The following is a 25959-nucleotide window of genomic DNA, read 5'->3' as shown; positions in this document are numbered from 1 at the left end:
CTTTACTTGCGTAAAGGCTTTTTGCTTGTTTATTTATCGATAAATTGCCTTGATTGGATCCATTCTGGCTGCATTGATAGCTGGAATAATCCCAAAAACAACCCCTGTTAAAATAGATACTAACGAAGAAATCAAGAAAATTTGTGGGGTCATTACTGGTTTAATTTGAACAAATCCACCAACAATCGTTGAAAGACCATAGCCTAAACCAATCCCAATCAATCCACCTAATAAAGTAATAAATGCAGCTTCTAACAAAAACTGAATTAAAATTGTGCGAGGTTTTGCACCAATTGCGCGACGAATCCCAATTTCTCGTTTTCGCTCAGTCACCGAAACATACATAATATTCATCACACCAATCCCACCAACTAATAAAGAAATAGCAGTAATTGCCATTAAAAATCCAGTCATTCCGCCAATTGCAGCTTCATTTTGTTTTTGCATTTGTTGATTAGAATCATCTTCTTTAAAAATACCTTTAACATCTGGATGTAGTTCTTGTAATGTAGAAATGACACTTCCAATTACTTGAGTCCTGTCAACATCATCCTTCAGCTTTAGCTTAATACCACTAATTGCTTTTGATTTTGCCAATTCATTATACGAAGCTTTTGATATATAGCTTTTATAAGCGGACATATAATCAAAACCGCCCATCATATCCGTCATTGACATGCTATCGAAATCAACTGGCTCTGTAATTCCAATCACTTTATACATATAGCCACCAATTGAAACAGCTTGATTAATCATGTCTGCTGGATTCTCCATACTAATAGAATCATCAAAAACAGTATGACTTAAAATAATGCGGTCTCGATTGGCATCACTAGGTTGAAAATCACGACCATATTTCACCTTGATACCACCCGTATTTGGCGCCACCATTAAATAGGCTTTTGTTCCAAAGTAGTCTAATTCTTGGTCAATCGAATCGCCCATAAATTGTTGTCCATAATCCGGAAAAATAGATTCCAATCCTTCGGTATCCTTAATTTTTTTTAAATCAACCATTGAAAAGCTAAAATCACTATTGGAATAATCAACATACCCCATACCAGTGTTATCTTCTTGTTCCATACTATACATGATTTTAACATTATTCGCACTTGTTGAGCTTGTAGCAGATAAAACTTGTTGTTTCATCCCTTCACCTAATGTTGAAATAGTTACTACTGATGTAATCCCAATAATAATTCCAACCATCGTTAGGAAAACTCTGAGTTTATGTGCTTTTAAGCTCAGAAAAGTACTGATTAAAATATTGATAATCATTGGTGCACCTCTTCCTCAACAAAGAGTCCATCTTTCATATGCACAACACGAGTCGCATATTTTGTCATATCCGCATCATGGGTAACCATCACAATGGTTTTGCCTTCTTCGTTTAATTTTTTTAGTGTTTCCATAATCTCACGACCTGTTTCACTATCTAATGCTCCCGTTGGTTCATCTGCCATAATTAGCAATGGATCGTTGACTAACGCTCGGGCAATTGCTACCCTTTGTTGTTGACCACCAGATAGTTCAGAAGCTTTTGATTTTGTTTTTGTTCCTAATCCAACAAGTTCCAAATATTTCTTTGCTTTTTCATGTTTTTCACTACTTTTTTTCACGCCTTGATAGACCATTGGCAATTCGACATTTTGCATAACATTTAATGAATCAATTAAGAAAAATTGTTGAAAAACGAACCCAAAAAATTCATTGCGGTACTCAGATTTTTTATTCTCTGATAATGTTGAAACATCTTTGCCTTTAAATAAATATGTTCCTTCTGATATCCGGTCTAGAAATCCAATAATATTCATTAATGTTGTTTTCCCACTACCAGATTTCCCCATAATCATGATAAATTCGCCTTCTTCAATTGTTAAATCCAACGATTTTAGCACACGGAGTTTTTCTTTTCCAACTGGAAAATATTTATTAATATCTTTCAAAACAATCAAAGGCGCTTTTTCATTTGTTTCAGTCATTTAAATGCGCCTCCTTCTAGTTAGCTGTAACAACTGGACCACCACTGTTGCTACTATCTACTGATTCTTCTCCACCTTCTAAAATATCGCCTTCTTTAATTTCTTTTTTAGAAGAAACGATAACTTTATCAGCAGATTCTAAGCCTGATTGAATCGTAGTTTCTTTCCCATCTTCTTCTCCCAAAACTAATTCACGACGAATTACCGATCCGAAATCATTAACTAATACATAATTTACTGCACCATCTTTACGAATCGCAGCTGTTGGTATTTTAATCAATTCATCCCCTAAGTTAATTGTAGCTTGAACATGATAGCCATTTTTAATGCCTTCTAAAGAGTCCAATGATAACTTAACTAAATAAGAAGACATACCTGCTGCCGCTCCTCCTGAAGCATCAGCGGAAGCATCATTGTTTGACGCTACATCTGGTGGATTATCATCAATAAATGAAATTTTTCCCGTAACTGTATTTCCATTTGAGACAACTTTGATATCTGCTTTTTGATCTAATTTAATTTTACTTAAATCTTTTTCATTTACTTTTCCAGCTACATAAAAGCCTTCCGAAGTTAAACGTAAAATTGGCGCACTTGCATCTTTGACTTCTGGAATTGACACTCGACCTCTAAATTTTGCAGTTGTAGTAATATACTGCTTCTCAGCAGCAGCGACAACTTGTTCATTTAAAGCTTGAATTTCCTGGTCAATGCTATCAATAGTATCTTGTGCTTGACTTGAAATATTATTTTTTTCTTTTGTTGTATCGCTAGTTGTTGTTTCTCCTGTTTCCGGATCAGTCATTGTTTCAGCCTTAACATTAGCTAAATCACGATCACGCTTCGCAATGGCATTGGCTCTCTGAGTATAGCCTTTATTAATCCCTCGGTTGCCTTCTTCCATTTCTTTTGTGACTAACTTATCTTCATACGTAAACAATACTGTCCCAGCATCGACAACATCACCATTATTTACTTTGATATCTGGCTCTGAATCATTTGCCTCTTTTTTAGTAAAAGATTCTGTTTGATCTGGTGTAACAGCACCATTAATATAAACTTGATCAACATCTGGAACGACAAAGTAATCAATCCCATCATCTTTACTTTGGCTCTTTACAGGTTGCTTAGGTTTTGACATATTTATTGCTACAACGATTGCAATGACAGCAACAACGACAATTACAATCCCAACTATCCACTTCTTTTTCACTTTTTATCCTCCTCTAGGTACTCTGTATTGATTTAGTCCTTTTATTTTCTCCAAGCTTAAAAGCTTACTATCAGTATACCGATTTAATAAAATAACTTGTACAAAAAAAACCGTACTTTTTAATAATTCATAAATTCATATAATTTCTGTCACATTTTTGACATGATTATGTAATTAATTTAAATTTTTCTCAAATTAGTTATGTAGCAACATTGTTTCCGGTCTCAAAAAAACAAGGTTATCTAATTTCTTCATTAGATAACCTTATTTTTAGATAGAATTGTATTTTTCTTTTTCAGTTTTTGCTAATTTTAGTAATTCTTTAGCGTGTTCAATCGTTAACTTTGTAATTTCAGTTCCAGCTAACATTCTAGCCACTTCTTGAACTTTTTCCTTTTGTTGCAATGCCGTCACATGAGTTTCAGTTCGCTCATCAACTTGTGTTTTTGAAATAAACAAATGATGATCTGCCATTGCCGCAACCTGTGGCAAATGTGTAATACATAAAACCTGTGAATGGATTGCCACCAAGTAAATTTTATTGGCAATTGCTTGTGCGACTCTACCGCTAACCCCTGTATCTACTTCATCAAATATAATACTTGTAATTCCTTGTGACTTAGAAAAAATAGTTTTCATCGCTAACATCATTCGTGAAAGTTCTCCACCAGAGGCAACTTTTGCTAAAGGTTTTAGCGGCTCTCCTGGGTTTGTTGCAATATAAAATTCCACGATATCTTGGCCTTTTTCATTAAATGTTTTCATTTCACCAGCTTTTTCAGTTGCTAAAAATCGAACTTCAAAGATTACTTTTTCCATATATAACTCTTTTAGTTGCTCATGAATTTCTTTTTCTAAAAGTCGAGCAATTTCCTGTCTTTTAAGCGAAACAGTTTCTGCTTTTTCCGATAAACTTTTAGACAGCATTCCTAATTGGCTAATCAGTTCATTCATATGTGTCTCACGATTTTGAATTTGATCCAATTCAACAATAATTTTTTCGTAATAATCAAGAACTTCTTGAACACTTTCTCCGTACTTACGCTTCATTTGTTGAATAAAGTCTAAGCGTTTTTCAATTTCATTTAAACGCTCTTCATCATAAGCTAATTGATCCATTTCCCTTAAAATTTCACTAGCTGCTTCTTGCAATTGGAAGTAACTGTTTGCAATATTTTCTGAAATTTGGCGATAGCTTTCATCTAGAGAATCTATTGTGCTCATTTCAGTCATAGCTGTTCCTATTAAATCAACACCACTGCCTTCTTCACCTTGAAGTGCATCGTAACTAACAGATAAAGCACCAACAATCCGCTGATAATTAACCAATAAATTTTTTTCTTCTATTAGTGCTTCTTCTTCTCCAGAGATGAGCTCAGCTAATTCAATATCGTTTGTTTGGTACACAAGCATATCCATTCGTTGAGCTAATTCTTGTTCACTACTTTGCCATTTGTCATAGGCTTTTTTTACTTTTTGGTACTCTACATAAGTAGAATCGTAGTCCGTCAATAGCTGAACTAACTCTTGATCACCGAATTGATCCAACATATCTAAATGTCGCTCAGGATTCATTAGTTCTTGATGTTCATTCTGACCATGAATATCAATCATTGTTTCTCCAATTAAGCGTAACGTCGCAATCGTAACCAGTCTACCATTAATTCGACAAACATTTTTACCATTTCGATGAATATAACGTTGAATTAAGACGGTTTCATCTTCAAAATCAATATCAAATTCTTTTAATAATTCAAAAGTAAGAGCATCCTTATTTAACGTAAATAATCCTTCTAAGACGCATTTATTTTCACCATGACGAATAAAATCACTTGAAGCACGGCCACCTGCTAGTAAACCAACGGCATCAATAATAATCGATTTACCAGCCCCAGTTTCACCAGTTAAAACGGTCATTCCTGTTTCAAAGCTTAAAGACAAATCATGAATGATTGCAAAATTTTTAATTGCTAACTCTTGTAGCACAACTTTCACCTCTTTAATGAATCATACAAATTTTTATACATTATACCAAACTTAATAGTTGGTCTTGGATTTGATTGGCTGCTGTAGCTGAACGACAAATAATTAAGATGGTGTCATCTCCTGCAATTGTGCCAAAAACTCCATCAAAATTAGAGGACTCAATCAATTTACCTAGAGCGTATGCGTTACCAGGTATCGTTTTCAGAACTAAAAAATAATCTTGATAATCAATAGAAACAAAGGCATCCTTGATTAAACGTTCTAATTTTTTAGCAGTATCAAATTGGATATCAGGTGGTAAGCTGTAGCGATAACCTCCAGTTTGAGCTGGAACTTTGACTAAATGTAGTTCTTTGATATCTCTCGAGATAGTCGCTTGTGTGACTTCAATGCCTTTTTCCTCTAACACTCGAACAAAATCTTCTTGTTTTTCAATTACATGCTCTTGAATTAACTCTTTTAACAATTGATGTCTTTCTTTCTTTTTCATGATTACACCTCAGTTTCTAAAACAGTATATTTATACATTTATTTAGTACCATCATACCGCATTTTGCTCTTATATAAAAGAACTAAGCCATAAAAATCAAAAAATTGCCAAAAATAACAAATTAATTGTATAAAAAAGAAAATAATAAACAAAATACATTGAAAAAACACCTTGCTAAAAAACAAGGTGCTTCGGCTGTTTATTTACTTTTAAGCGTATCATATGCACTAGCTAGCGTATGGTCTATATTTACTGTATAAGCAATCGTGCCTGTTGTTTTTTGATTCCATTTTAGATGCATCAAAAATTCAATATTTCCTTCACCACCAGTAATAGGAGAGTAATCCAAAGCCATAACATCATAGCCGATCCCAATTACGAAATGGACCATATCTTCTAAAACTTGCTTATGAACGGCTGGATCACGAACAATTCCTTTTTTTCCAACACCCTCACGCCCTGCTTCAAATTGTGGTTTGATTAAGGCCAACACATCGCCACCAGGTGCCAGAATATTTTTTAATACTGGTAAAATTAAACGTAAAGAAATAAAAGATACATCGATTGAAGCAATTGTTGGCTGACCTTTAGTGAAGTCTTCTGGAGTACTATGTCTAAAATTCACACGTTCCATCACTTCGACACGAGGATCTTGTCGTAATTTCCAGGCTAATTGATTGTATCCAACATCTAACGCATAGCTCATTTTTGCTCCATTTTGTAAAGCTGCATCTGTGAATCCACCTGTTGATGAACCAATATCTAACATGATTTTATCTTCAACAGTTACCTCAAAAACTTCTAATGCTTTTTCTAACTTGAGTCCACCGCGGCTCACATAACGTAAGGTCTCACCTTTTATCTTCAAGCTTGTTTCTGTTGGAATTTTTTCTCCTGGTTTATCCAAGCGTTCTTCATTTTGATTATAGATTTGTCCAGCCATTATTGCTCTTTTAGCTTTCTCACGCGTCTCAAAAAGACCTTGTTCAACTAAAAGGACATCTACTCGTTCTTTCTTCATAACTTCGCCTATCTTTCTCTTTAAATCTCTAATAGTGTAATAAAATCTTCTAACAATTGAGTATCGGCAACTGATTTATTGTCCACATTCGCTAAGCTAGTTTGAGCTTTCGCTAATTCTTCGGCTAACTCTTTTTTTGCTCCTGCTAAAGTCAACAAACCTGGATAGGTACTTTTTTGATGCACAGCATCCATTCCTGTTTCTTTGCCAAGTTCAGCAGTTGTCCCTATAACATCCAAAATATCATCCCGAATTTGGAAAGCTAAGCCTAAATGACTAGCAAATTTAACAAGTTGTGTTTCTGTCTCTTGATCTGCATCTACAATCACGGCTCCTGCATAAGCTGCAAATTTAAGTAACTCACCGGTTTTCTTTTTGTGAATGTTCTGTAAATCAGTTAAAGTTAGTTTTTGGCTCTCGCCTTCCATATCAGAGACTTGTCCAACAACCATTCCATTTGCTCCTGCAGCCTTAGATAAGGCTAAGATTAACCTGACTTTTTGCTTTTCTGTCAAAGGACTCTTGGCTAACAATTCAAAACCTAAAGTCAACAAACCATCGCCTGCTAAAATAGCTAATGCTTCTCCATAAATAATATGATTCGTGGGTTGACCACGTCGTAAAGCATCATCATCCATTGCTGGTAAATCATCGTGAATTAAAGAGTACGTATGGATATACTCTAGGGCTGATGCGGCTAAAAGTCCAGACTTTATATTTCCGCCTAATGATTGGATTGTAGCTAAAAGTAATAATGGTCGAATCCTTTTTCCACCAGCTTTAACGGAATAAGTCATTGCCTCAAACAAGCTACCTTTTGTTGGAACACCTATTTCAAGTTCTTCTAGCAAAGTATCTTCTAGTTGTGGTAATGCAATTGATTTAAATTCATTTAAATCCATTTGTACAAATCCCCTCTATTCATTTTCACTTGGATTTTCAAATGGAGCTTCATTGCCTTTTTCATCAACCATTTTAGTTAATGTTTCTTCTGCATTTTGTAAAGTTTCTTTACAAATTTTACTTAAGCCCACACCTTTTTGGAATTGTTCCAAAGCTTCCTCCAAAGGTACATCCCCACGTTCTAAATTCGTTACAATTTCTTCCAATTGTTGCATGGCTTCTTCAAATTTTAATTTTGCTTTTGCGCTCATGTTGTTTCCTCAACTTTCTCAATTACTTTCGCTTCGATTTGTCCAGTTCCTAGATGAATTTTCAAAACATCATCTAATTGAACTTGTTGACTTTCTTTAATGACTTCACCATTTTTAGTTACATAGCTATAACCTCTATCCATAATTTTTAACGGACTCAAATAATCCAATGACTGCATCAAATTATGAATATCTTTTGTTTTATCTGCCATATAACGTTCCATTTGTACGGTTAATTGTTGTTCTAAAAATTGGACTTCTTCTTTTCTTTGTTTAACTAATTGACTAGGATCAAAAGCTTTTAGCTTCGTGCTTAACATAGTTAAATCATGATTTTGTTGAGTGATTCGATACTCTAAACTTCGAATTAATCGCTCCGTCGCTAAATCTAAATTTTGAGCATAGCCTTCATACAAACGCTCAGGTTGTCTGAAAATATAAGAACCTAAACTTCTCATTAAGCGTTGTTTCAACACATCGATTTTTCCAGCATAACTTTTCATTAGACGCATGCGCATTTGTTCAATTTTCAGGATTTCATCTCTTAATAAAGGCACTGATAATTCCGCCGCTGCAGTTGGAGTTGGTGCTCGCACATCCGCAACTAAATCGGCAATTGTTGTATCCGTTTCATGTCCAACCGAAGAAATTGTCGGTGTTGTAGCTTCAAATATAGCACGCGCAACACTTTCTTCATTGAATGGCCATAGATCTTCAATTGATCCACCACCTCGTGCAATGATCATTGTATCAAAATCGCCTTTTTCTTCCACCATCTGAATGCTTTTTACAATATCTTGCGCCGCTCGTTCACCTTGAACGAGAGTTGGAAAAATGACCAGCTGAACAATTGGATAACGCCGTTTAATTGTTGTCATAATATCTCTCACAACTGCACCTGTTGGACTTGTGATTACAGCAATTCGTTTAGGAAAAGTGGAAATCAATTGTTTTGGAGCATCAAATAATCCTTCAAGCTGTAGCTTCTTTTTCATTTCTTCCAAAGCTTGGTACAATGCACCTACACCGTCTGGTTCCATATGTTCAACATAAATTTGATAATTTCCACTTGCTTCATAAAGGGAAATGCGTCCAATAATAAGGACCTTCATTCCTTCTTCTGGAGTGAATTTTAGTTGTTGAAAAGCCCCCTTAAACATTAACGCTGAAATTTTAGCTTGATTGTCCTTTAAACTAAAATATTGGTGAGCATTTGGTCGCATTCGAAAATTTGAAATTTCACCGGTTAAATAAACTCTTTCAAGATAAGGATCATGATCGAATTTTCGTTTTATATATTTTGTCAATGCCGTTACAGTTAAGTATTCAGGTGACAAAAAGAGCCCTCCTTTTAGAACGATTTTACTTGTTTTTCTGCATTTTTGATAGTTTGGTATAGTAACATGGTAATTGTCATTGGTCCAACTCCTTTGGGTACTGGAGTTAAGTATCCTGCAACTTCCGCAACTTCCGCAGAAGCAACATCACCAATTAACTTCCCATTTTGATCGCGGTTCATGCCTACATCAATTACAACCGCTCCTGGCTTAATAAATTCTTTGGTAACAAAATGTCCTCGACCAATTGCTACAACTAAAATATCAGCTGTTTTAGCTAGTTCAGCTAAATTAGCTGTTTTTGAGTGCGCTATTGTAACTGTCGCGTGCTCCATTAATAATAACTGAGCCATTGGTTTTCCAACAATATTACTTCGACCAATAATGACCGCATTTTTCCCAGCTATATCAATCTTGTAACGCGCTAATAATTTCATAATACCATAAGGAGTGCAAGGAATCATATCCGGTTGACCAATTAGAAGTTTCCCCATATTCACTGGATGGAAACCATCGACATCTTTACTCGGATCAATCGTATTTAAAATTGTTTCAGCATCAATATGGTTTGGTAAAGGTAACTGAACTAGTATACCATGAAAATCTGGATTTTGATTATAGAATTCAATTTCATTAACTAATTCTTTTTCTGAAATGCTTTCTGGTAGGCGTTTCACTAATGAATTAAAACCTAGTGCTACCGCACGTTTTTCTTTATTTTTTACATAAGTTTGGCTGGCTGGGTTTTCTCCTACCAATAAAACAACTAATCCCGGAGTAATTCCTTTCTCTTTTAAGCCCTCTACAGTTTTAAACATTTCTACTTGCATTTCATCTGCAAGTCCTTTTCCATCCATTATTATTGCACTCACTTAAAATCACTCCTCAATCATTTCATTTAGTTGATTACATAGACCATTTTAACATAATCAGAAGCTTCTACCTAGCTTATTTTAATTAAAAAAGCTTTTTAACCGATTGTTATACAATTTCAGATTGTTATCATTCGTTAAAAACGTAATTACAATTATAATTACCACGAATAAAATGAATTAGAATAATTAAAAACGAACATTAACAATTAAAAGCACATTAAAAAAAGAGGCTATAATAGCCTCTTTTTTCATCGTTAACTTAATAGTATGAATTAATTTTCTTGATCAACAATTTTTGCTAACACACCATTGACAAATTTACGTGATTTTTCATCACTATAAAGCTTGGTTATTTCTAGTGCTTCATTTAAAGCAACTCTGCCTGGTACGTCTGTAACATACAACATTTCAAAAATAGCGACACGCATAATAATTAAATCAGTTTTAGCCAAACGATTCATTGACCAGTTTTCAAGGTTTGCTTGAATTTTCTCATCAATAATAGCTTGATTTTGAAGAACTCCCGTCACAACTAAATCTAAATACTTAGGGACTTCGACAACTTCAACTTCATCTTGCAACTCATCTTCACTTGTTAATGCTTGTTGAATAGCTTGATCAATTGTCAAACCTTCATTAGCTGATAGTTGAAATAAAGCTTGTAAGGCTTTTTCTCTAATATCGCGTCTTGTTAAACTCACGCATCTTCACCATCTTCATCTAAATCTAAGTCTAAAAGTTCTTGTGGAACTGTTTTTTCAGGAACAATACCTACGACATGAATGTTTACTTCAGCTAATTCAATATCTGTCATAAATAAAAGTTGTTGGCGAATTTTTTCTTGCATTTCACTAGCAACCTTAGGAACAGATACCCCATAATTGATTAAACAATAAACATCAATTTTTAAACCTGATTCATCAACCGTTAAATGAACCCCTTTTTTATGACTAGTGCGACCAAATAATTCAACCACACCTGAGGTTAGATTGCCATGCATTGCATAGACACCCTCAATTTTACTTGCAGCAATTCCAGAAATCACTTCAATTACTTCTGGAGCAATTTCGATTTCACCAAGACTTGCTTTATTATCTTGTAAAGTTAATTTTGTTTCTTCAGCCATTAAGCAGCCCTCCATTTTTTCACTCATGTATCTTCTTAAAGATACAATTGTTTCATTATTAAGCTCTAGAGACGTATGAACCATCTTGTGTGTTCACAATCAAAACATCATCCACGTTAACAAAGAATGGTACGTTTACATAGACGCCTGTTTCCATTTTAGCTGGTTTTGAACCACCGGAAGATGTATCACCACGAATACCTGGGTCTGTTTCTTCAACACGTAATTCAACCGTATTTGGCAATTCAACACCTAATGTTTCAGCACCATACATAATGATTTGAACTTCCATATTTTCTTTTAAATATTTTAGTTCATCTTCAATTTGAGACTCTTGTAATTCTAATTGATCGTAAGTTTCGCTATCCATAAAGACATGAGCGCCACCACTCTCGTATAGATATTGCATACGACGGTTGTCGATTTGTGCTTTAGCTACTTTTTCACCTGCACGGAACGTTTTTTCTTGTGCTGCTCCAGTACGTAAATTTTTTAATTTAGAACGAACAAAGGCTGCCCCTTTACCTGGTTTTACATGTTGGAATTCAACAACACGCCAGATACCGCCATCAAATTCAATAGTTAAGCCTGTTTTAAAATCATTTACTGAAATCATTCATTTTCCTCCTAGAGTCATCTCTGTTCTTACACTATAGTGTATCATTTTTTTTGCATTCTTACTATAAAATTGTTATTCCATCCAATTTTTTCAGCATTCTCACATATAAATTTAATCTTTCCAATAACGATATGGTCTAAACCATTTATTATAGAATAATTAATTCTTTAGGTGAATGAACCAAAATCTCATTGCCACCAACAGTAATTAATAAATCATCTTCAATCCGTACTCCACCAATACCTGGTAAATAGATACCTGGTTCATCAGTAATAACATTTCCTGGAACGAAGGCTTTTTCTGCTAATTTTGATACATTTGGACCTTCATGAATCTCTAATCCAATCCCATGACCAGTTGAATGTCCAAAGGCTTCACCATAACCCTTAGAAGCAATATAATCACGAGCAACAGCATCTAATTCAATTCCTGATATTCCAGGCTTAGCTGCATCAATAACACGCAATTGAGCTTCAAGTGTTACTTGGTAAATTTCTTTAAGCTTAGCTATCGGCTCTCCGACTGCAAATGTCCGAGTCATATCTGAAACATAGCCGTTGTAGTAACAGCCAAAATCAAGTGTTACAAAATCGCCTTTTTCAATTAACTTTTGACTTGCAACTCCATGAGGCATTGCTGAACGTAAGCCACTAGCAACAATTGTATCAAATGAAACACCCGTTGCACCTAAACTACGCATATGGAAATCAAGCAAATTAGCTACTTCAATTTCTGACATACCTGGTTTAATTACACCTAATATATAGTCAAAAGCTGCATCCGATATTTGACAAGCTTTTTTGATTGTTTCAATTTCTTCTGGTTCTTTTACTTCTCTTAACCCTTCGATTAAACCTGATACTGGAACTAAATCAGTTGTTCCAGGAATAATTTCTTCTAACATATCAAAAATGCTAAAGGTCACAAAATCTTGTTCAAAGCCTAGAGCTTCAATTTTTTGTTCCGTTACAATTTTGACAACCTCATCATAAATAGGACCATGATTTTGAACAACTGTGAACCCTTTAGCTTGTTCAGCAACTTGCTCAGTATATCTAAAATCTGTTACAAAAAAAGCATTTGTTAGCGTAATAACACTTAGACCAGTTGTTCCAGTAAAGTTGGAAACATAGCGAAGATTATAAGGACTTGTTACCAATAAGGCATCTAACCCTCTTTGTTGCATACCTTTACGTAATTTTTCAATCCGGCTCATATTTTTAGTTCCTCCTAAAATAAGTATTTAGTCAAAATCATTTCTACTGCGAAAATTTGCACAATTCATTTTATTATATCGTGAAATACGTCTGATTACAATGAATATTGCCTTCTGTTTCATTTCTTTTGCTATGCTTAAATAGTTGATTGCCGTACACATTCAAATTTCTATATGTAGGAACACAGTTTTTGGATATACTGTGTTTCTTTCATTTTCCTAACTTTATTTCATGGAGAAATAATTTCGCTATTCATCTCAGATGTATCTACTTTTAGCGGAAGATCCGACAAAGTAAAAACGTCTTCCAATATATAGTCATTTTGTAGTTTAACAAAAAACTGAAATTCCCCTACTTGTCCTTGTTTAATTGTTACATCTCCAGTAGAATATTCCAATTTCATCGCCTTAACTTCCCTTTTTATTGCACCTCTTTTTATTTCTAGTTGCTTTTTAGCGATCAGCATCAGACTCTTCGCTTCATAATGCTGATTAAGTATCATTAATTGGCGCATCTGTCCCTGATAAATCGTAATTGTTCCCAGCGCAAGCAACAATAATAATGCAACAAACATAATTACAGTTGGTAAAATAGCACCTTTTTGATTCATTTAGCTATCCCCCATATAGTTAACTTTTACAAGTGCTTCGTAGCTTTCTTGATTGGTAAAAGTTACCTTGATTTCCAAAAAATCATTTAATTTTTTGAACTTTATTGTTTCAAGTTTCATTAATACAGGTTGATGACCGCCAGCCCCTTTATTCGTGCGTTTTCTCAGCATATTGCGATATTTTTCATAAAAAAACTGGTCTTTTTCAGGACTGTTATCTCTGTTGAAAACAACTTTTTCTACTTCTATTTTTACTAGACTAGTATTTTTCACTTCTTCTTCAAATTGATTTAAAAATAAATGCCATTCTAACTGGCGATCTTTAAATGTTACTTCTCTAATTCGTTGATAATTTTGAAGACTTAAAGAAAGAATTGAGACACAAATAAACAAAATAAAGGTAGCCACTAAAGCTTCTAACAAAGTAAAACCCGCTATAAAATTATTTTTAGTTGAAGAATGAACGATTTTCAAATTATTCTTCATCCCATTCAATTCCTTTCAATTGAATCTCGCTTACTTCGTCACTACCTAATTGAATTTGTTCATATCTTCTCCTGTTTTTTTCAACATTAACTTTTTCAATCTGAAGTCGTTGCAGGATAGTTGTCAGCAGTGGAAAATATAGAGAAATAGTAGATAAAATTAAAACAAATGCCACGAGCCCTTCTAACACTAAATAACCAGACTCTTTACTCGTTTTCTTCAAAAATATAGCGTCCACTTCCCATCTGGAATTTAAACGTATAGCTTTTATCTAAACTTTTAAATTTAATCGTTTTAAAGGATGAAGGACGTCCAGTTTTAGCAGCGTAACGAATCGAATTATTTTTATCAACTGTTAAGCTTTTCGGAATAGTCAATTCTTGATTGACTACACCTTTTGCTTCAGAAAGCACTTGATACCGAACCGTACCCGATTTAAATATAGTCAGACTCGTTTTTTTATTTGCTAACAATGCATAATTTTGCGTAGCAAGTAAATGGCTTTGAAAAGCCTCAAAAAACAACATTTTTTGTACTTTTTCGTATGTTTTATTGGCAATCACGGTTGGTAATCCAAATAAAACCATGATGATACTTAAGATTAAAATCGTTTCAATTAAAGTAAATCCTCGAGCATTGATCATCGCTGGACAACCTGGTTATTTTCAATCGCTAACCCTTTGTTAATCGCATTATCAATTTGTTTTTGTTTTAAATAATTATCCGCTTTTAATGCCGCAAAACTGACCTCTATTCCTGGCTCTTTTTCCAATAAAAAAAGTTCAATTTGAGTTTCTATCACAGTCATTAAAGCTTCGGTACCTTGGTTATCAATTTTCTTTTTTTGCTGAACAACATTTGGAATGACTAAGATTAACAATACAGAAATAACAAATAAAACTAAAATCATTTCTACTAATGTAAAGCCCTTATTGTTTAATTTCCATTTTTTATGACTTACTCTTTTATTTTTCATAAAATCCCCTCCATCATAGTAAACATTGGCAATAATAAAGCTAAATAGATACATAAAATAAAGAATGCGACTAGAATAAAAACGAGTGGTTGAATCCATCCCATAAATTTTTCGATTTTCTGAACAAATTCATTTTGACAAATTTGACCGTACAAATTTAGTTCGCTAGCTAACTGACTGGTGAGTTCACCATGGAATATAATTGCTCCTAATTCAGTTTTCAAAAAAGGCAATTGCTTCATAACGACATGTAATCCTATCCCGTTTTTCATTCCTTTTTCCATTTCATTAGCTACTTCTTGCATTATTTTTGTTGTTTCTTTGGCTTTCATTACTTCAATAATCCGCAACATAGAATAGCCACTTTTAACTAATTGAGCCCATTCATAGCTAAAATAATACGTATAATATAGTTTAATTAAATTTCCAAAGAAAGGTAGCGCCACAATAAAATTCAATTTAGCTATTGCTGTTTGTTTTTTGAAATAGTTAGTTAAACTAATTTTTATGATTAAAAGACTAAAAAGTAAGCCCATAAATACATAGGGAAAATAATAAATCAAACCAATTGCTATTCCACTAACAAGTGACGTAAATGAACCATTTTGTTGAACTAAGTCGTTAAAGTGTGGCAGTAGTAACAAACGAATACCAAATAAAATACCAAACATGAAGATAACAAGTAACATTGGATACTGCAAGAGTTGTTTTAATTTCTTTTTACGTTTCCCATTTGCTTCTAAAAAAGCACCACTATCAGCTAAAACTTGGCTAAATTGACCATGAATTTGCGCTAAATACACTTGACTTGAAATTCGTTCAGAAAATCCTAGCTGATTGAGTACTTGAAAAAATTCTTGACCTTCTTCTAATTGATTTAATGCTTGATTTAACCATACTGCTTGCTTTGGAAGCATAATTTTTAGAAAGAGTAAACTTTCCTTTAAAGAAAAACCTTCTGCAACTAATACGGCTAATTTTGTTAAAAAAAAAGATTGCTGTGTTTCTTTAATCTTTTTATTGGATTTTGTATTGTCGATAACTTTTTTTCGTAATAAACCCATAACTATACGCCTTCCTTAAATAATAATTAAAAGATTTTGTTTGTTTTTCTAAATTTATCTGAGCATCTCCACCTTCCATTAAACCTTCTAATTCTCGCCCTGTTAACGTTTCATAAATGACTGACCGTTTAGCATATACTGCTAAAAAACTACAGTAAAGATGGCATTCACCCTGACAAAACGGACAATATTGTGGAACTAGTTTTTGAGAAATAACACCTATTAAACTTTGTTTAATTTGTTGAGCTGATACACCTAATTCAAGTAGTCGTTTAACCACACCCTCTCCATTTTTAGCATGAATGCTACTAACAATTAAATGACCTGTTAGTGCAGCTCGAATGACCATTTTAGCTGTTTCTTGATCTCTAATTTCTCCGACAACAATGATGTCTGGATGATGTCGCAAACTAGCTTTTATAAGTAAATCGTAACCAATACCAGCTTTTGGATTAACTTGGGTTTGGAGAAATAATGTTTCTTGAATTTCTACAGGATCTTCAATTGTAAAAACCTGACAATTTTCTTTACCTACAAATTCTTTAATTAATTGGAACATCGTGGTTGTTTTTCCTGACCCAACCGGACCAGAAAATAAAATCAATCCACTTTTCACCTCAATTAACTGCTTTAACACTGTAACTTGATTAGGAAAATAACAGGTTTGAACTAGTTTGCGCTTTTGCGTTTGATTTAAAAAACGAATAACTAGAGATTCTTGATGAAGAAAGTCAGTAATTGTTGAGAAGCGTACAGATTTGTTGCTTCCATTTATCAGCATATTTTTTGCGCCACTTTGTGGGAACCGCTTTTCCCCAACATCCATATTTGAAAGGAATTTTAAATAAGCAATTAATTGAGCCCCTTTCTTAAGAGAAACAACTGAGTGTTCCACTAAATGACCACTAACTCTAAAATAAATCTGATACTTATTTTCTCTAGGTAGCAGATGAATATCATTCACACCCCGCTTTTCTGCTTCTCCCATTAACTGGATTACATTTTGCTCAATTTTCATTCTCGAACTCCTTTCCACGTCCCTCTCAGCTATACTATATGTAAAAACCATTTATTATTTTTTATTTTCTGATCCAAAAAGGCAATCATTTAAATAAGACCAAATAAAAAAGCTAAGAACAATTAAATGCTCGTTAGCTTCTCTTCATCAGTCTATTTTTAATTCTTTTAACCTTGTAATGAACTGATTACTTACTGCTCGTTGCCACTCAATTTCATCTTTCTTTCTAATTAAATAAAAGGAGCGTTGATAGTGGCTAGGCAGACTTTGATACGGTATATTTCCAACTGCTCGTTTAGAAATAATACTTTTACCAATGCCTTTTTCTAACAGTTTAACAATCATTTCGTTACTTTCAACTAGCATTTTTTTAGGTGTCAATATATTAAACTCCATTAAATAGTCATGCGTATAATGTTGGGTTCCAGATCCGGATTCTCTCAATAACCAAAAGTCCTCTTCCGTTTTTCCAGCTAAAACTAACTCGTCTTGTAAAACTTGAATTCGTTCTAACTCACCAGAGTTCAAGGTTGTTTCAATTAAACCAAAATCCCATTTCATATTTCTTACATTCTTTAAAACTTCATCAGAATTACTCATATAAATTTCAAAATCAATCATTGGGAAATCCTGTTTTAATTCTTTTAAAATCAATGGCAATACATAAACAGCAATTGTATTTGATGCTCCAATTTTACATGTATGTCTAATTTGACCGTGTACTTGTTGAATTTTTTCGTGGGTTTCTTGCCAAAGGGTTAACATTGCTTTCCCCTGAATGTAAAGTATATCTGCACTTTGAGTAGGGATTACTTTTTTTCGCCCATCTCGAATAAATAATGTCGTAGATAATTCTTCCTCTAATTTTTGAATATGCATTGAAACAGTTGGCTGTGCAATAAATAGTTTCTCTGCGGCAAGTGTAAAATTCATTTCTTCATAAACTACTTTAAATGTCTCAATTAATCTAAGCATGTTCCAACCTCTTTCTATTATATTTACTAATCGAATTCATCAGTTTTTCGTATTTTAATAATGATAACATAGAGTGTATACTAAATATATAAATTAATTTTAAAAAGGTAAAAAATAATAAAATTAGTAGATTTCAAGAAAGAAGGAAAGCATCATATGAACAAAATAAAGCAATTTTTACCCGGTGTCATTATTTGTGTTGGAGTAGCAGTTTTAAGTAAAATTTTAGCTATTTTTCTCCCCACTTTAGGGGCAGCAACACTTTCAATTTTTTTAGGTATTTTTCTTGGAAATACATTTCTTAAACATGAAAGATATAGTCGTGGAACCAAGTTTTCAGAAAGTACATTATTGGAGTATTCTGTTGTCTTGTTAGGTGGAACGATTACTTTTCAAACAATTTCTGTTTTAGGCATTAGCGGATTTTTATTTATTATTTTACAAATGACTGGAACCATTTTATGTGCTATCTTTATTGGTCGAAAGTTAAAATTTTCTGAAAACATTACGCTGCTTATGGCAAGTGGAAATGCTGTTTGTGGATCATCAGCAGTCGCGGCTACAGCTCCTGTTTTAGATGCCGATGAAGAAGAGGTTGGACTAGTTATTACAATTGTTAATTTAACGGGAACTCTTTTGATGTTACTGCTACCTGTATTGAGTTATTTCTTTTACAATTATGAGCATCTGAAAACCTCTGCTCTGATTGGTGGGATATTACAATCTGTTGGTCAAGTTGTTGCAAGTGGGAGCATGGTAAATAGTCAGGTATTAACAACAGCTATGATTTTCAAAATTATGCGAATTCTCATGTTAGTTGTTATTGTCTATTTATTTGGTCGTTACAAAACAAATGAAACAGCTAACAAACAAGCAACAGGAAAAAAATCGGTTAAAATTCCATGGTATGTGATTGGTTTCTTCATCATTTGTTTGATTGGAAGTTTAGGTTTTATCCCAGAATTTTTGCAAAACGTTATGCATGACACTAGTGGTTGGTTTGAAATTATTGCATTAGCAGGTATTGGTTTACGTTTGAATTTAGCTGATCTAATTAAACAAGGTAGCCGCTTTGCTCTTTATGGATTGGGAATTGGAGTAAGCCAAATTTTAATTGCGGTAACCTTAATTTCTATTTTCTTTCATTAAAGAGCTTCGCATATAAATTCAGTTGCCTATCGACTCCTTTTATGATATATTTTTCTAGGTAGAAAAGAAATTTAGTTTGTCATAAGAGATTGTTTATCAATCGGATTACATTTTGTTTTCGTTCTTTTTTCATAAAAGACTCTGAATGCCCAGTAATGGAGCAAGCAGTGTCTTATTTTTTGCAATTTATTCCGTTGAAATTAATTGATTTGTAAACGAACAAAACTAAACCAAATTGAAAATAATCTATCTATAACCAAAAGGAGTGGTGCTAAGATGGACAAAAAGACGATTTTTAATTATTTGAAAATTGTTGTGGGAGCTTTTATTTTTTCACTTGCAGTCAATATGTTTGCAATCCCAAATGAGCTCGGAGAAGGCGGCGTTACCGGAATAACGATGATGCTGTATTATTTATTTACTTGGTCACCTGCTTTAACAAATCTAATGTTTAACAGTGTTTTATTGATTATAGGCTACAAATACCTTGATAAAGCTACGATATTTTTAACTATTTTCGCCGTTGCCTTAACTTCTATATTTTTACGTTTAACAACCGGCTGGGGATTTTCTGCTGATGAAACGATTGTTGCAGCTTTAGCAGCTGGAGCGATGATGGGTTGTGGAATGGGATTAATTATGCTTGGTGGTGGAACAACTGCTGGTAGTGCCATTTTAGCAAAATTGGCAAATAAATATTTAGGCTGGAATACAAGTTATGCTTTATTATTCTTCGACCTAATTGTTGTTATTCCTTCTGTTTTTATTATCGGATTAGAAAACATGCTCTTTACAGTCCTATCTTTATACGTTTCTACAAAAGTTCTTGATTTTCTTTTGGAAGGCTTTAATCCTAAGAAATCCGTTACTATTATTTCTGACCAATATGAGCTGATTGCCCGTGATATTGATAAAGAATTGGAACGTGGTATTACTATTTTTCATGGTCAAGGCTATTACTTAAAACAAGATCGTAAAATTTTGTACACAGTAGTCAATCGGCAACAGTTACTTCATTTGACTAAGATTGTAAATAAATATGATCCAAAAGCTTTCTTTATTATTAATGATGTTCAACGTGTAGTTGGAGAAGGTTTTACTAAACAAGTAACAAGTGAATAAAAAAAGCAAGTTGAGACCGATCTCAACTTGCTTTTTTATTTGATTACACTTCTACTTGCATATGATTGTATCTATGTCCACCAATCACTAATGATCCTACTGTTTTGAAATTGAAAGAAGCATAAAACTGAAGAAGCTGAGGGTTATTTTGAGCACAATTTAACCCAATCGTTCCTTTTTTTGAATTTAAAATAGCTTGTAATAATTCTTTCCCATAGCCTTTTCCACGCTGATTGGCTTTAATAATCATAATATCTAGATACCATTCTTCTTGAAATGTTTCTCGGTCTGGGAAAAAAACAAACTCTTCACTAAAACCATGACTCACTAGAATTGGAGTGAAGGGTTGATCTATAATAGGTCCCAATTCTCCAGGATAACCAAAAGCAACACCCACGGTCTCATCAAGATTATTCGTTAGAACAATTGCATTCTTATAACTGTATCGATAATCTTCAAGTTGGAAGCCAAGTTGTAATAGTTGAGTTAATTCCTCAGAACTCATTGTGGCTAAAATACTCAGCTCAGCTTCGACAATCATTTCTACTATTAAAGGTACAACCTCGTAAACGTCAGCTTTCCTTCCTACTCTAATCATGATTTGATATCCCCCTGTATCCCAATTCTCTTCTTTTATTTTTCCATAAAAGCAAGAACTGGTGCAAGATTATAGCTATGGAAATCCAACGAATTTAATTGAATATATTTTTCTACAGGAAAATTGCCGTGACTAAATTTTCTTTCAAGTCCTGGTAATAACACAATTAAATCGGTCTGTTCTTTTAATAATTCTTCCAAATCAGATTCTGTTTCATCTAACTTAAACGACCAATCAATTTTTTTTCTTGAATGACTGCCTTCATTTTTTCAACATATTTTTGTGGATTTCCTACATCAAACAATCCAACTGCTGAAGAACGAATAACACTTCTTCCCATCATTGGAGTTCCTGAATAAACTAATACACCTTTTTTCAATTTTAACCCCTCCAACTTTCCTGCAAGTCCCTTTCTTGTCTCCAAATAAGAAAAAGTCTAAATCAGTTTATTTTCTTTTTACATTTCAGCATTATGAAATACTTCTGATACGTCATCATCCTCTTCCAATTTATCAAGCATCGTTTGAAATAAGGCTCTTTTATCAGCTGGCAATTCATTTGTAGTTTGAGGCACCATTGTAATTTCAGCTTGAGCTAACTTATATCCACTGGCTTCTAAAGCATCTCGCACAGAAATAAAATCACTTGGTTCTGTATAAATTTCAAAGACTTCATCACTAGTCTCCATATCTTCGCCACCAGCTTCTAAAACATTCATTAACATTGTATCTTCATCAACTGCCAAATCACGACGCTCGATTGCCAGATAGCCTTTTCGATCAAACATATAACTAACTGAACCTGTTTCTCCCAGTGATCCCCCGTTTTTATTAAACGCTACTCGGACATTGGTTCCAGTCCGATTACGATTGTCTGTCAATGTGTGCACTAAAACTGCAATTCCATTAGGACCATAGCCTTCATAAGTGATTTCTTCATAATTTTCACCTTCACCACTTTGACTACCCTTCGCAATTGCCCGTTTCACATTATCATTTGGCATATTTGCAGACTTAGCTTTATCCATCATCATACGCAGCTGAGGATTGGTGCTCGGGTCAGGTCCACCACTCTTAACAGCCATATAGATTTCTCTTGATATTTTTTGAAAAATTTGACCTCTTTTGGTATCTTGTGCATTTTTTCGTCCTTGAATATTACTCCATTTCGAATGTCCTGACATCCAAATCCCCTCATTTCAGTGTGTATTTTTTAACGGTAACGCATTCATTTTACCAAACATTTACTACGAAAGGCAAATCCTCTTTAGTTTAGCCTCACGTTACAAGGATTTATAATTAATTTGAACAAGCTCTTTATACTGTCTAACTTGGTCTAATTTGTAGCGTTTTTCTAAATAATCACCAGCAAAAAGTGGAATGCCTTTACCTATTAAAACAGGAGCAATTGATAAAATAATTTCATCAATTAAATCTAGCGCTAAAAATTCAGTAATGATTTGGCTGCCTCCAATTAAAAAGATATCTTTTCCAGCTGTTTTTTTAATTGTGGAAATAAACGCTTTAATGTCTCCCTTAATAAAATGAACCCCATTTTCATCATTTACTGGTGGATGGTTTGTAAAGACATAATTTTCGTAACCTACATATGGAAAAGGCACATCAAAACCTAGCACTTCATCATATGTTGTTCTTCCCATTATCGTTGTATCAATTTGTCCCATAAACGCAAACAAACCATTATCCCCATCGTTTTCACTATTAATAAGCCAATCTAAATCACCATCAGGCTTAGCAATATACCCATCTAATGAGCTTGCAATATAAAGTATAATTTTTCGATTCATTTTAATTTCTCCTTTCAGCTACCTATATTTAGAAAGAAAACTAGACAATTTAGCGTTTAGTTTTTTTTCTTTTCTTCTTAGTAAATAATTGAATAAATAATAAAGCTACTAATATCCCTGTCAATGCGCCAACGCTATCTAAAATGACATCTTGAAAAAGCGGTGTTCGATCAGCTGTAAAACTTTGGTGAAATTCATCAAAAGCAGCATATCCAGCAGCTAAAAGCCAGGCAATTAAAGCGGCTAAACTACTACTACTTAATTTATTTTTCAATCCTAAAAACCAAAACAAACCTAGTAAGAAATAGGTACCAAAGTGGGCTCCTTTACGAATAAAAAATTCAATAAAAGACGAATAACCTTGGGCGGCAATGCTAACTTCACTTCCAGCATAATGAAAATTCACACCACTTAGTAACTCCTTAAAAGGTTGATTAACCAAAATTTGATCTAATAAAGGTGTAACTGATTGTTTCCCATAGGGTTGTGAAGAACTATAAAACAGCACTCCCATCATAAAAATAGCTAAAACAATAAATAAATTATCTTTGGTACTGGCTTTCATTTTCATTTTTTAAATCCTTTCTTGTATCAAAAGAGTCAGTCTATTAAAAAGCGCATTGAGTTCACTCAAGTTCATAAGTAATCAGAGCTAGCCCTACTATCGTACTATTTTTTCAAAAAAAATACAGCCTTTTAACTTAAATTTTATCATTTTATTAAAAAATAGCTACAGAAGGACAAAATAAAAAGACCCTATGAAGGTCTTTTTTACCTACCAAGCACTATTTAATTTCTTTTTTGGATATGGTAGCTTAATTCATCTAAGCCAAAGATAATCCACCAGATTAAAACAACAATTAGCATAGCTGCAAATACGCCAGATGTAAATAACCCAACTAATAGGCTACCAATACATAGGTAAAGTGCTTTTTTTCCTAAATCGTGATTATTATTTTTATTTGCAACGGCCATGATAATGAAACTCCCAATCAGTAATGTAACCAAAATTGGATTTCGAACCAAATCTTGAATAAATGATAATGCCAGAATACCTTCAATTGCTAAAAAAACTTTAAAATTACGACTCATTTTCTACTCCTCTTTTCTATAAAAGCTATTTGATAACTTTATTATAGCGAAATAAAAGTCGCTAACCTACCGCCAAAAGAACCAATCTCACTTCAGACTTTAGGCTGACGATTTGGCTAGCTAGTTGCTATTTAACGCAATTGCGTTATAATTAATTTAGTTTAAATTGGAAAGGGAGTTAGCTATGAAGTACACAATGAATTGGGATTTAGAGTCTATTTTCCCAGGCGGAAGCGCCTCACCTGCTCTAAAAGAAAAAATCAACCTAATGACTGAACAAATAATTGATTATACTGCTGAGGTCACATCATGGAATCCGCAGCTAGATCAACCAACGTACACACATCTTAAAACTATTTTAGAAAAGGAAGAAAAAATCAAATACGGGTTAACCCAATCTTTTAGTTTTATTAATGCTGTGCAATCTGCTAACGTTAAAGATACTCAATCTGGCGCAATCTTTGGACAGTTATTTGAATTGAATAGTCAATTTGCTACTTCAGAAACTATTTTCATAAAAAAAATGGTTGAAATTCCTGACGAAGAATGGCAAAAATTAATTGCATTACCTGATTTTAGTCCAATTAAATTTAATCTAAGTGAAAATAGACAACACGGGAAAGAGTTACTCAGTGAAGCAGAAGAAGCCTTAATTAATGCTTTAAGTATTGATGGATTTGAGGCTTGGAGTAAACATTATGATACGCTAGTTGGAACTATTGAGATTCCTTTTGAGGAAAAAGATGGGACGACTACTTTATTGTCAGCAGGTCAAGCATTTAATAAAATGACTGGGGATCCTGACCCACTTGTTCGCGATCAATTATTTAGCCAATGGGAAGCAACATGGAGCAAATTAGCGCCTGTTTTTGCAGACACATTAAATCATTTAGCTGGTTTTCGTTTAGCAACCTATAAAGCTCATGGTGTTACAGACTTTTTGAAACGTCCTCTTGAGTATAACCGAATGAAACCTGAAACTTTAGATGCAATGTGGCAAGCTGTCTCTTCACATAAAACAGCTTTTGTGGACTATTTAAATCGTAAAGCTAAATTATTTGGCAAAGAGAAATTAGATTGGCAAGATTTAGATGCTCCTATTATTATTCCAGGATCTAAAGCACAGGTTTATCCATATGATGAAGGTGCTGAATTTATCATTGATAATTTTAAAAAATTTAGTCCAAAAATGGCTGATTTTGCGCAAATGGCTTTTGACAATCGCTGGATTGAAGCTGAAGATCGTCCTGGAAAACGTCCTGGTGGCTATTGTACCTCTTTACCAGAATCAGGTGAGTCGCGTATCTTCATGACGTACTCAGAATCTCCTAGTGAGGTTTCAACATTGGCTCATGAATTGGGTCATGCCTTTCATAGTTACGTTATGAAAGATTTACCTGGCGTTTCACAAGAATATGCTATGAACGTCGCTGAAACGGCGAGCACTTTTGCGGAAATGATTGTAGCCGATGCAACGGTTAAAGAAGCTAAAGATGATGCTGAAAAAATTGCTCTTTTAGATACAAAAATGTCTAGCGCTTTAGCAATGTTTTTAAATATTCATGCCCGTTTCTTATTTGAAACAAACTTCTATACTGAACGTCAAGAAGGGATTGTTTCCTTTGAACGTCTTTCTGAATTAATGGAATCTGCTCAAAAAGAAGCTTATCAAGATTCATTAGGATCTTACCATCCACATTTCTGGGCTAGCAAATTACATTTCTTTATTTCAGATGTTCCTTTTTATAATTTCCCATACACATTTGGTTATTTATTCAGTTTAGGTATCTATGCTCGCTCAATTGAGGAAGGTGCTGGATTTGAAGATAAGTATATCGCCCTATTACGAGATACGGCTTCAATGACGACTGAAGAATTAGCAATGAAACATTTAGGGGTTGATTTAACTAAACCAGATTTCTGGGTTGCAGGTATTAAGATTATGGAACAAGATGTTCAAACCTTTATGGATTTAACGGATTCTTATAGTAAATAAAAATAAACTCTTAACCTCTAATAGCAATCTTGAGGTTAAGAGTTTA

The 25959-nt window shown here is 33.7% G+C and carries 32 protein-coding genes; 3 read left to right on the top strand and 29 right to left on the bottom strand.

Going from position 1 to position 25959, the window contains the following annotated elements; genetic code table 11:
- Nucleotides 1–33: 33 nt before the first annotated feature.
- From BR77_RS01065 to BR77_RS00960, 22 genes are all read right to left on the bottom strand, one after another.
- Entirely contained in the window at nt 34–1278 is a 1245-nt protein-coding gene (locus tag BR77_RS01065) for an ABC transporter permease (RefSeq protein ID WP_035063735.1), read from the bottom strand.
- A complete protein-coding gene (locus BR77_RS01060) occupies nt 1275–1982 on the bottom strand; it encodes an ABC transporter ATP-binding protein (RefSeq protein ID WP_010054202.1) in 708 nt (235 codons plus the stop codon). The genes BR77_RS01065 and BR77_RS01060 overlap by 4 nt, the downstream gene beginning before the upstream one ends.
- 16 nt (nt 1983–1998) lie before the next feature.
- Entirely contained in the window at nt 1999–3195 is a 1197-nt protein-coding gene (locus tag BR77_RS01055; RefSeq protein ID WP_010054200.1) for an efflux RND transporter periplasmic adaptor subunit, read from the bottom strand.
- A gap of 270 nt (nt 3196–3465) precedes the next feature.
- A complete protein-coding gene (recN, locus tag BR77_RS01050; protein WP_016356502.1) occupies nt 3466–5181 on the bottom strand; it encodes a DNA repair protein RecN in 1716 nt (571 codons plus the stop codon).
- 40 nt (nt 5182–5221) lie between these two features.
- Complete coding sequence (gene ahrC / locus BR77_RS01045) at nt 5222–5671, bottom strand: transcriptional regulator AhrC/ArgR (protein ID WP_010054195.1); 450 nt, start codon at nt 5669–5671, stop codon at nt 5222–5224.
- 199 nt (nt 5672–5870) lie between these two features.
- Nucleotides 5871–6692 carry a TlyA family RNA methyltransferase gene (locus tag BR77_RS01040; protein WP_010054194.1) on the bottom strand — a complete coding sequence of 274 codons (822 nt, stop codon included), beginning with the start codon at nt 6690–6692 and terminating at the stop codon, nt 5871–5873.
- A 20-nt stretch (nt 6693–6712) separates the two neighbouring features.
- On the bottom strand, nt 6713–7594 hold the full coding sequence (locus BR77_RS01035; protein ID WP_015076781.1) for a polyprenyl synthetase family protein: 882 nt from the start codon (nt 7592–7594) through the stop codon (nt 6713–6715).
- A 15-nt stretch (nt 7595–7609) separates the two neighbouring features.
- Nucleotides 7610–7846 carry an exodeoxyribonuclease VII small subunit gene (locus BR77_RS01030; protein ID WP_015076782.1) on the bottom strand — a complete coding sequence of 79 codons (237 nt, stop codon included), beginning with the start codon at nt 7844–7846 and terminating at the stop codon, nt 7610–7612.
- Nucleotides 7843–9183: an exodeoxyribonuclease VII large subunit gene (xseA, locus tag BR77_RS01025; protein ID WP_010054191.1), complete on the bottom strand. Its 1341-nt coding sequence runs from the start codon at nt 9181–9183 to the stop codon at nt 7843–7845. Before xseA ends, BR77_RS01030 begins: the two co-directional genes overlap by 4 nt.
- Before the next feature lie 14 nt (nt 9184–9197).
- Nucleotides 9198–10040, bottom strand: a complete 843-nt coding sequence (locus BR77_RS01020; protein WP_035065915.1) for a bifunctional methylenetetrahydrofolate dehydrogenase/methenyltetrahydrofolate cyclohydrolase — start codon at nt 10038–10040, stop codon at nt 9198–9200.
- A 290-nt stretch (nt 10041–10330) separates the two neighbouring features.
- Nucleotides 10331–10759, bottom strand: coding sequence for a transcription antitermination factor NusB (gene nusB, locus BR77_RS01015; RefSeq protein ID WP_010054189.1), 429 nt, complete (start codon nt 10757–10759; stop codon nt 10331–10333).
- Nucleotides 10756–11184 carry an Asp23/Gls24 family envelope stress response protein gene (locus tag BR77_RS01010; protein WP_010054188.1) on the bottom strand — a complete coding sequence of 143 codons (429 nt, stop codon included), beginning with the start codon at nt 11182–11184 and terminating at the stop codon, nt 10756–10758. The genes nusB and BR77_RS01010 overlap by 4 nt, the downstream gene beginning before the upstream one ends.
- Before the next feature lie 58 nt (nt 11185–11242).
- Entirely contained in the window at nt 11243–11800 is a 558-nt protein-coding gene (efp, locus tag BR77_RS01005) for an elongation factor P (protein WP_010054187.1), read from the bottom strand.
- A gap of 151 nt (nt 11801–11951) precedes the next feature.
- Nucleotides 11952–13019, bottom strand: a complete 1068-nt coding sequence (locus BR77_RS01000) for a M24 family metallopeptidase (RefSeq protein ID WP_015076784.1) — start codon at nt 13017–13019, stop codon at nt 11952–11954.
- A 230-nt stretch (nt 13020–13249) separates the two neighbouring features.
- Nucleotides 13250–13630 (bottom strand): hypothetical protein, encoded by a 381-nt coding sequence (locus BR77_RS00995; protein WP_015076785.1) that lies wholly within the window; start codon nt 13628–13630, stop codon nt 13250–13252.
- Nucleotides 13631–14116, bottom strand: a complete 486-nt coding sequence (comGF, locus tag BR77_RS00990; RefSeq protein ID WP_010054182.1) for a competence type IV pilus minor pilin ComGF — start codon at nt 14114–14116, stop codon at nt 13631–13633.
- On the bottom strand, nt 14106–14339 hold the full coding sequence (locus tag BR77_RS00985) for a hypothetical protein (protein WP_051120433.1): 234 nt from the start codon (nt 14337–14339) through the stop codon (nt 14106–14108). The genes comGF and BR77_RS00985 overlap by 11 nt, the downstream gene beginning before the upstream one ends.
- Entirely contained in the window at nt 14323–14760 is a 438-nt protein-coding gene (comGD, locus tag BR77_RS00980) for a competence type IV pilus minor pilin ComGD (protein ID WP_035063734.1), read from the bottom strand. The genes BR77_RS00985 and comGD overlap by 17 nt, the downstream gene beginning before the upstream one ends.
- Entirely contained in the window at nt 14757–15092 is a 336-nt protein-coding gene (comGC, locus tag BR77_RS00975; protein WP_010054179.1) for a competence type IV pilus major pilin ComGC, read from the bottom strand. Before comGC ends, comGD begins: the two co-directional genes overlap by 4 nt.
- Nucleotides 15089–16156 carry a competence type IV pilus assembly protein ComGB gene (gene comGB, locus BR77_RS00970; RefSeq protein ID WP_016356503.1) on the bottom strand — a complete coding sequence of 356 codons (1068 nt, stop codon included), beginning with the start codon at nt 16154–16156 and terminating at the stop codon, nt 15089–15091. Before comGB ends, comGC begins: the two co-directional genes overlap by 4 nt.
- Nucleotides 16110–17174 (bottom strand): competence type IV pilus ATPase ComGA, encoded by a 1065-nt coding sequence (gene comGA / locus BR77_RS00965; protein WP_015076790.1) that lies wholly within the window; start codon nt 17172–17174, stop codon nt 16110–16112. Before comGA ends, comGB begins: the two co-directional genes overlap by 47 nt.
- A gap of 147 nt (nt 17175–17321) precedes the next feature.
- Nucleotides 17322–18149: a LysR family transcriptional regulator gene (locus BR77_RS00960; RefSeq protein ID WP_015076791.1), complete on the bottom strand. Its 828-nt coding sequence runs from the start codon at nt 18147–18149 to the stop codon at nt 17322–17324.
- Nucleotides 18150–18305: 156 nt separating this feature from the next.
- Here BR77_RS00960 and BR77_RS00955 point away from each other — a divergent pair, with 156 nt between their 5' ends.
- Together BR77_RS00955 and BR77_RS00950 are read left to right on the top strand one after the other, a co-directional pair.
- Nucleotides 18306–19298, top strand: a complete 993-nt coding sequence (locus BR77_RS00955) for a YeiH family protein (protein ID WP_015076792.1) — start codon at nt 18306–18308, stop codon at nt 19296–19298.
- A 276-nt stretch (nt 19299–19574) separates the two neighbouring features.
- A complete protein-coding gene (locus tag BR77_RS00950) occupies nt 19575–20420 on the top strand; it encodes a YitT family protein (protein WP_010054171.1) in 846 nt (281 codons plus the stop codon).
- A gap of 43 nt (nt 20421–20463) precedes the next feature.
- Here the strand turns inward: BR77_RS00950 and BR77_RS00945 are convergent, their stop codons facing one another.
- From BR77_RS00945 to BR77_RS00925, 7 genes are all read right to left on the bottom strand, one after another.
- Nucleotides 20464–21018 (bottom strand): GNAT family N-acetyltransferase, encoded by a 555-nt coding sequence (locus BR77_RS00945; RefSeq protein ID WP_010054170.1) that lies wholly within the window; start codon nt 21016–21018, stop codon nt 20464–20466.
- A 35-nt stretch (nt 21019–21053) separates the two neighbouring features.
- A complete protein-coding gene (locus BR77_RS18945; RefSeq protein ID WP_015076793.1) occupies nt 21054–21218 on the bottom strand; it encodes a hypothetical protein in 165 nt (54 codons plus the stop codon).
- A gap of 17 nt (nt 21219–21235) precedes the next feature.
- A complete protein-coding gene (locus tag BR77_RS18940; protein WP_015076794.1) occupies nt 21236–21397 on the bottom strand; it encodes a hypothetical protein in 162 nt (53 codons plus the stop codon).
- Between the two features lie 78 nt (nt 21398–21475).
- On the bottom strand, nt 21476–22201 hold the full coding sequence (locus tag BR77_RS00940) for a YebC/PmpR family DNA-binding transcriptional regulator (protein ID WP_015076795.1): 726 nt from the start codon (nt 22199–22201) through the stop codon (nt 21476–21478).
- A gap of 99 nt (nt 22202–22300) precedes the next feature.
- Entirely contained in the window at nt 22301–22825 is a 525-nt protein-coding gene (locus tag BR77_RS00935) for a dihydrofolate reductase family protein (RefSeq protein ID WP_015076796.1), read from the bottom strand.
- A 49-nt stretch (nt 22826–22874) separates the two neighbouring features.
- Nucleotides 22875–23396, bottom strand: a complete 522-nt coding sequence (locus BR77_RS00930; protein ID WP_016356504.1) for a VanZ family protein — start codon at nt 23394–23396, stop codon at nt 22875–22877.
- A gap of 218 nt (nt 23397–23614) precedes the next feature.
- Nucleotides 23615–23917, bottom strand: coding sequence for a DUF7649 domain-containing protein (locus tag BR77_RS00925; protein ID WP_010054162.1), 303 nt, complete (start codon nt 23915–23917; stop codon nt 23615–23617).
- Between the two features lie 184 nt (nt 23918–24101).
- Here BR77_RS00925 and BR77_RS00920 point away from each other — a divergent pair, with 184 nt between their 5' ends.
- Nucleotides 24102–25913, top strand: coding sequence for a M3 family oligoendopeptidase (locus tag BR77_RS00920; RefSeq protein ID WP_010054160.1), 1812 nt, complete (start codon nt 24102–24104; stop codon nt 25911–25913).
- The last annotated feature ends 46 nt before the right edge of the window (nt 25914–25959 follow it).

The sequence above is a fragment of the Carnobacterium maltaromaticum DSM 20342 genome, assembly GCF_000744945.1.
GTDB classification, from domain to species: domain Bacteria; phylum Bacillota; class Bacilli; order Lactobacillales; family Carnobacteriaceae; genus Carnobacterium; species Carnobacterium maltaromaticum.
The sequence above is the reverse complement of the archived record's forward strand: the minus strand, read 5'-3'. Positions and strand labels throughout refer to the sequence as shown.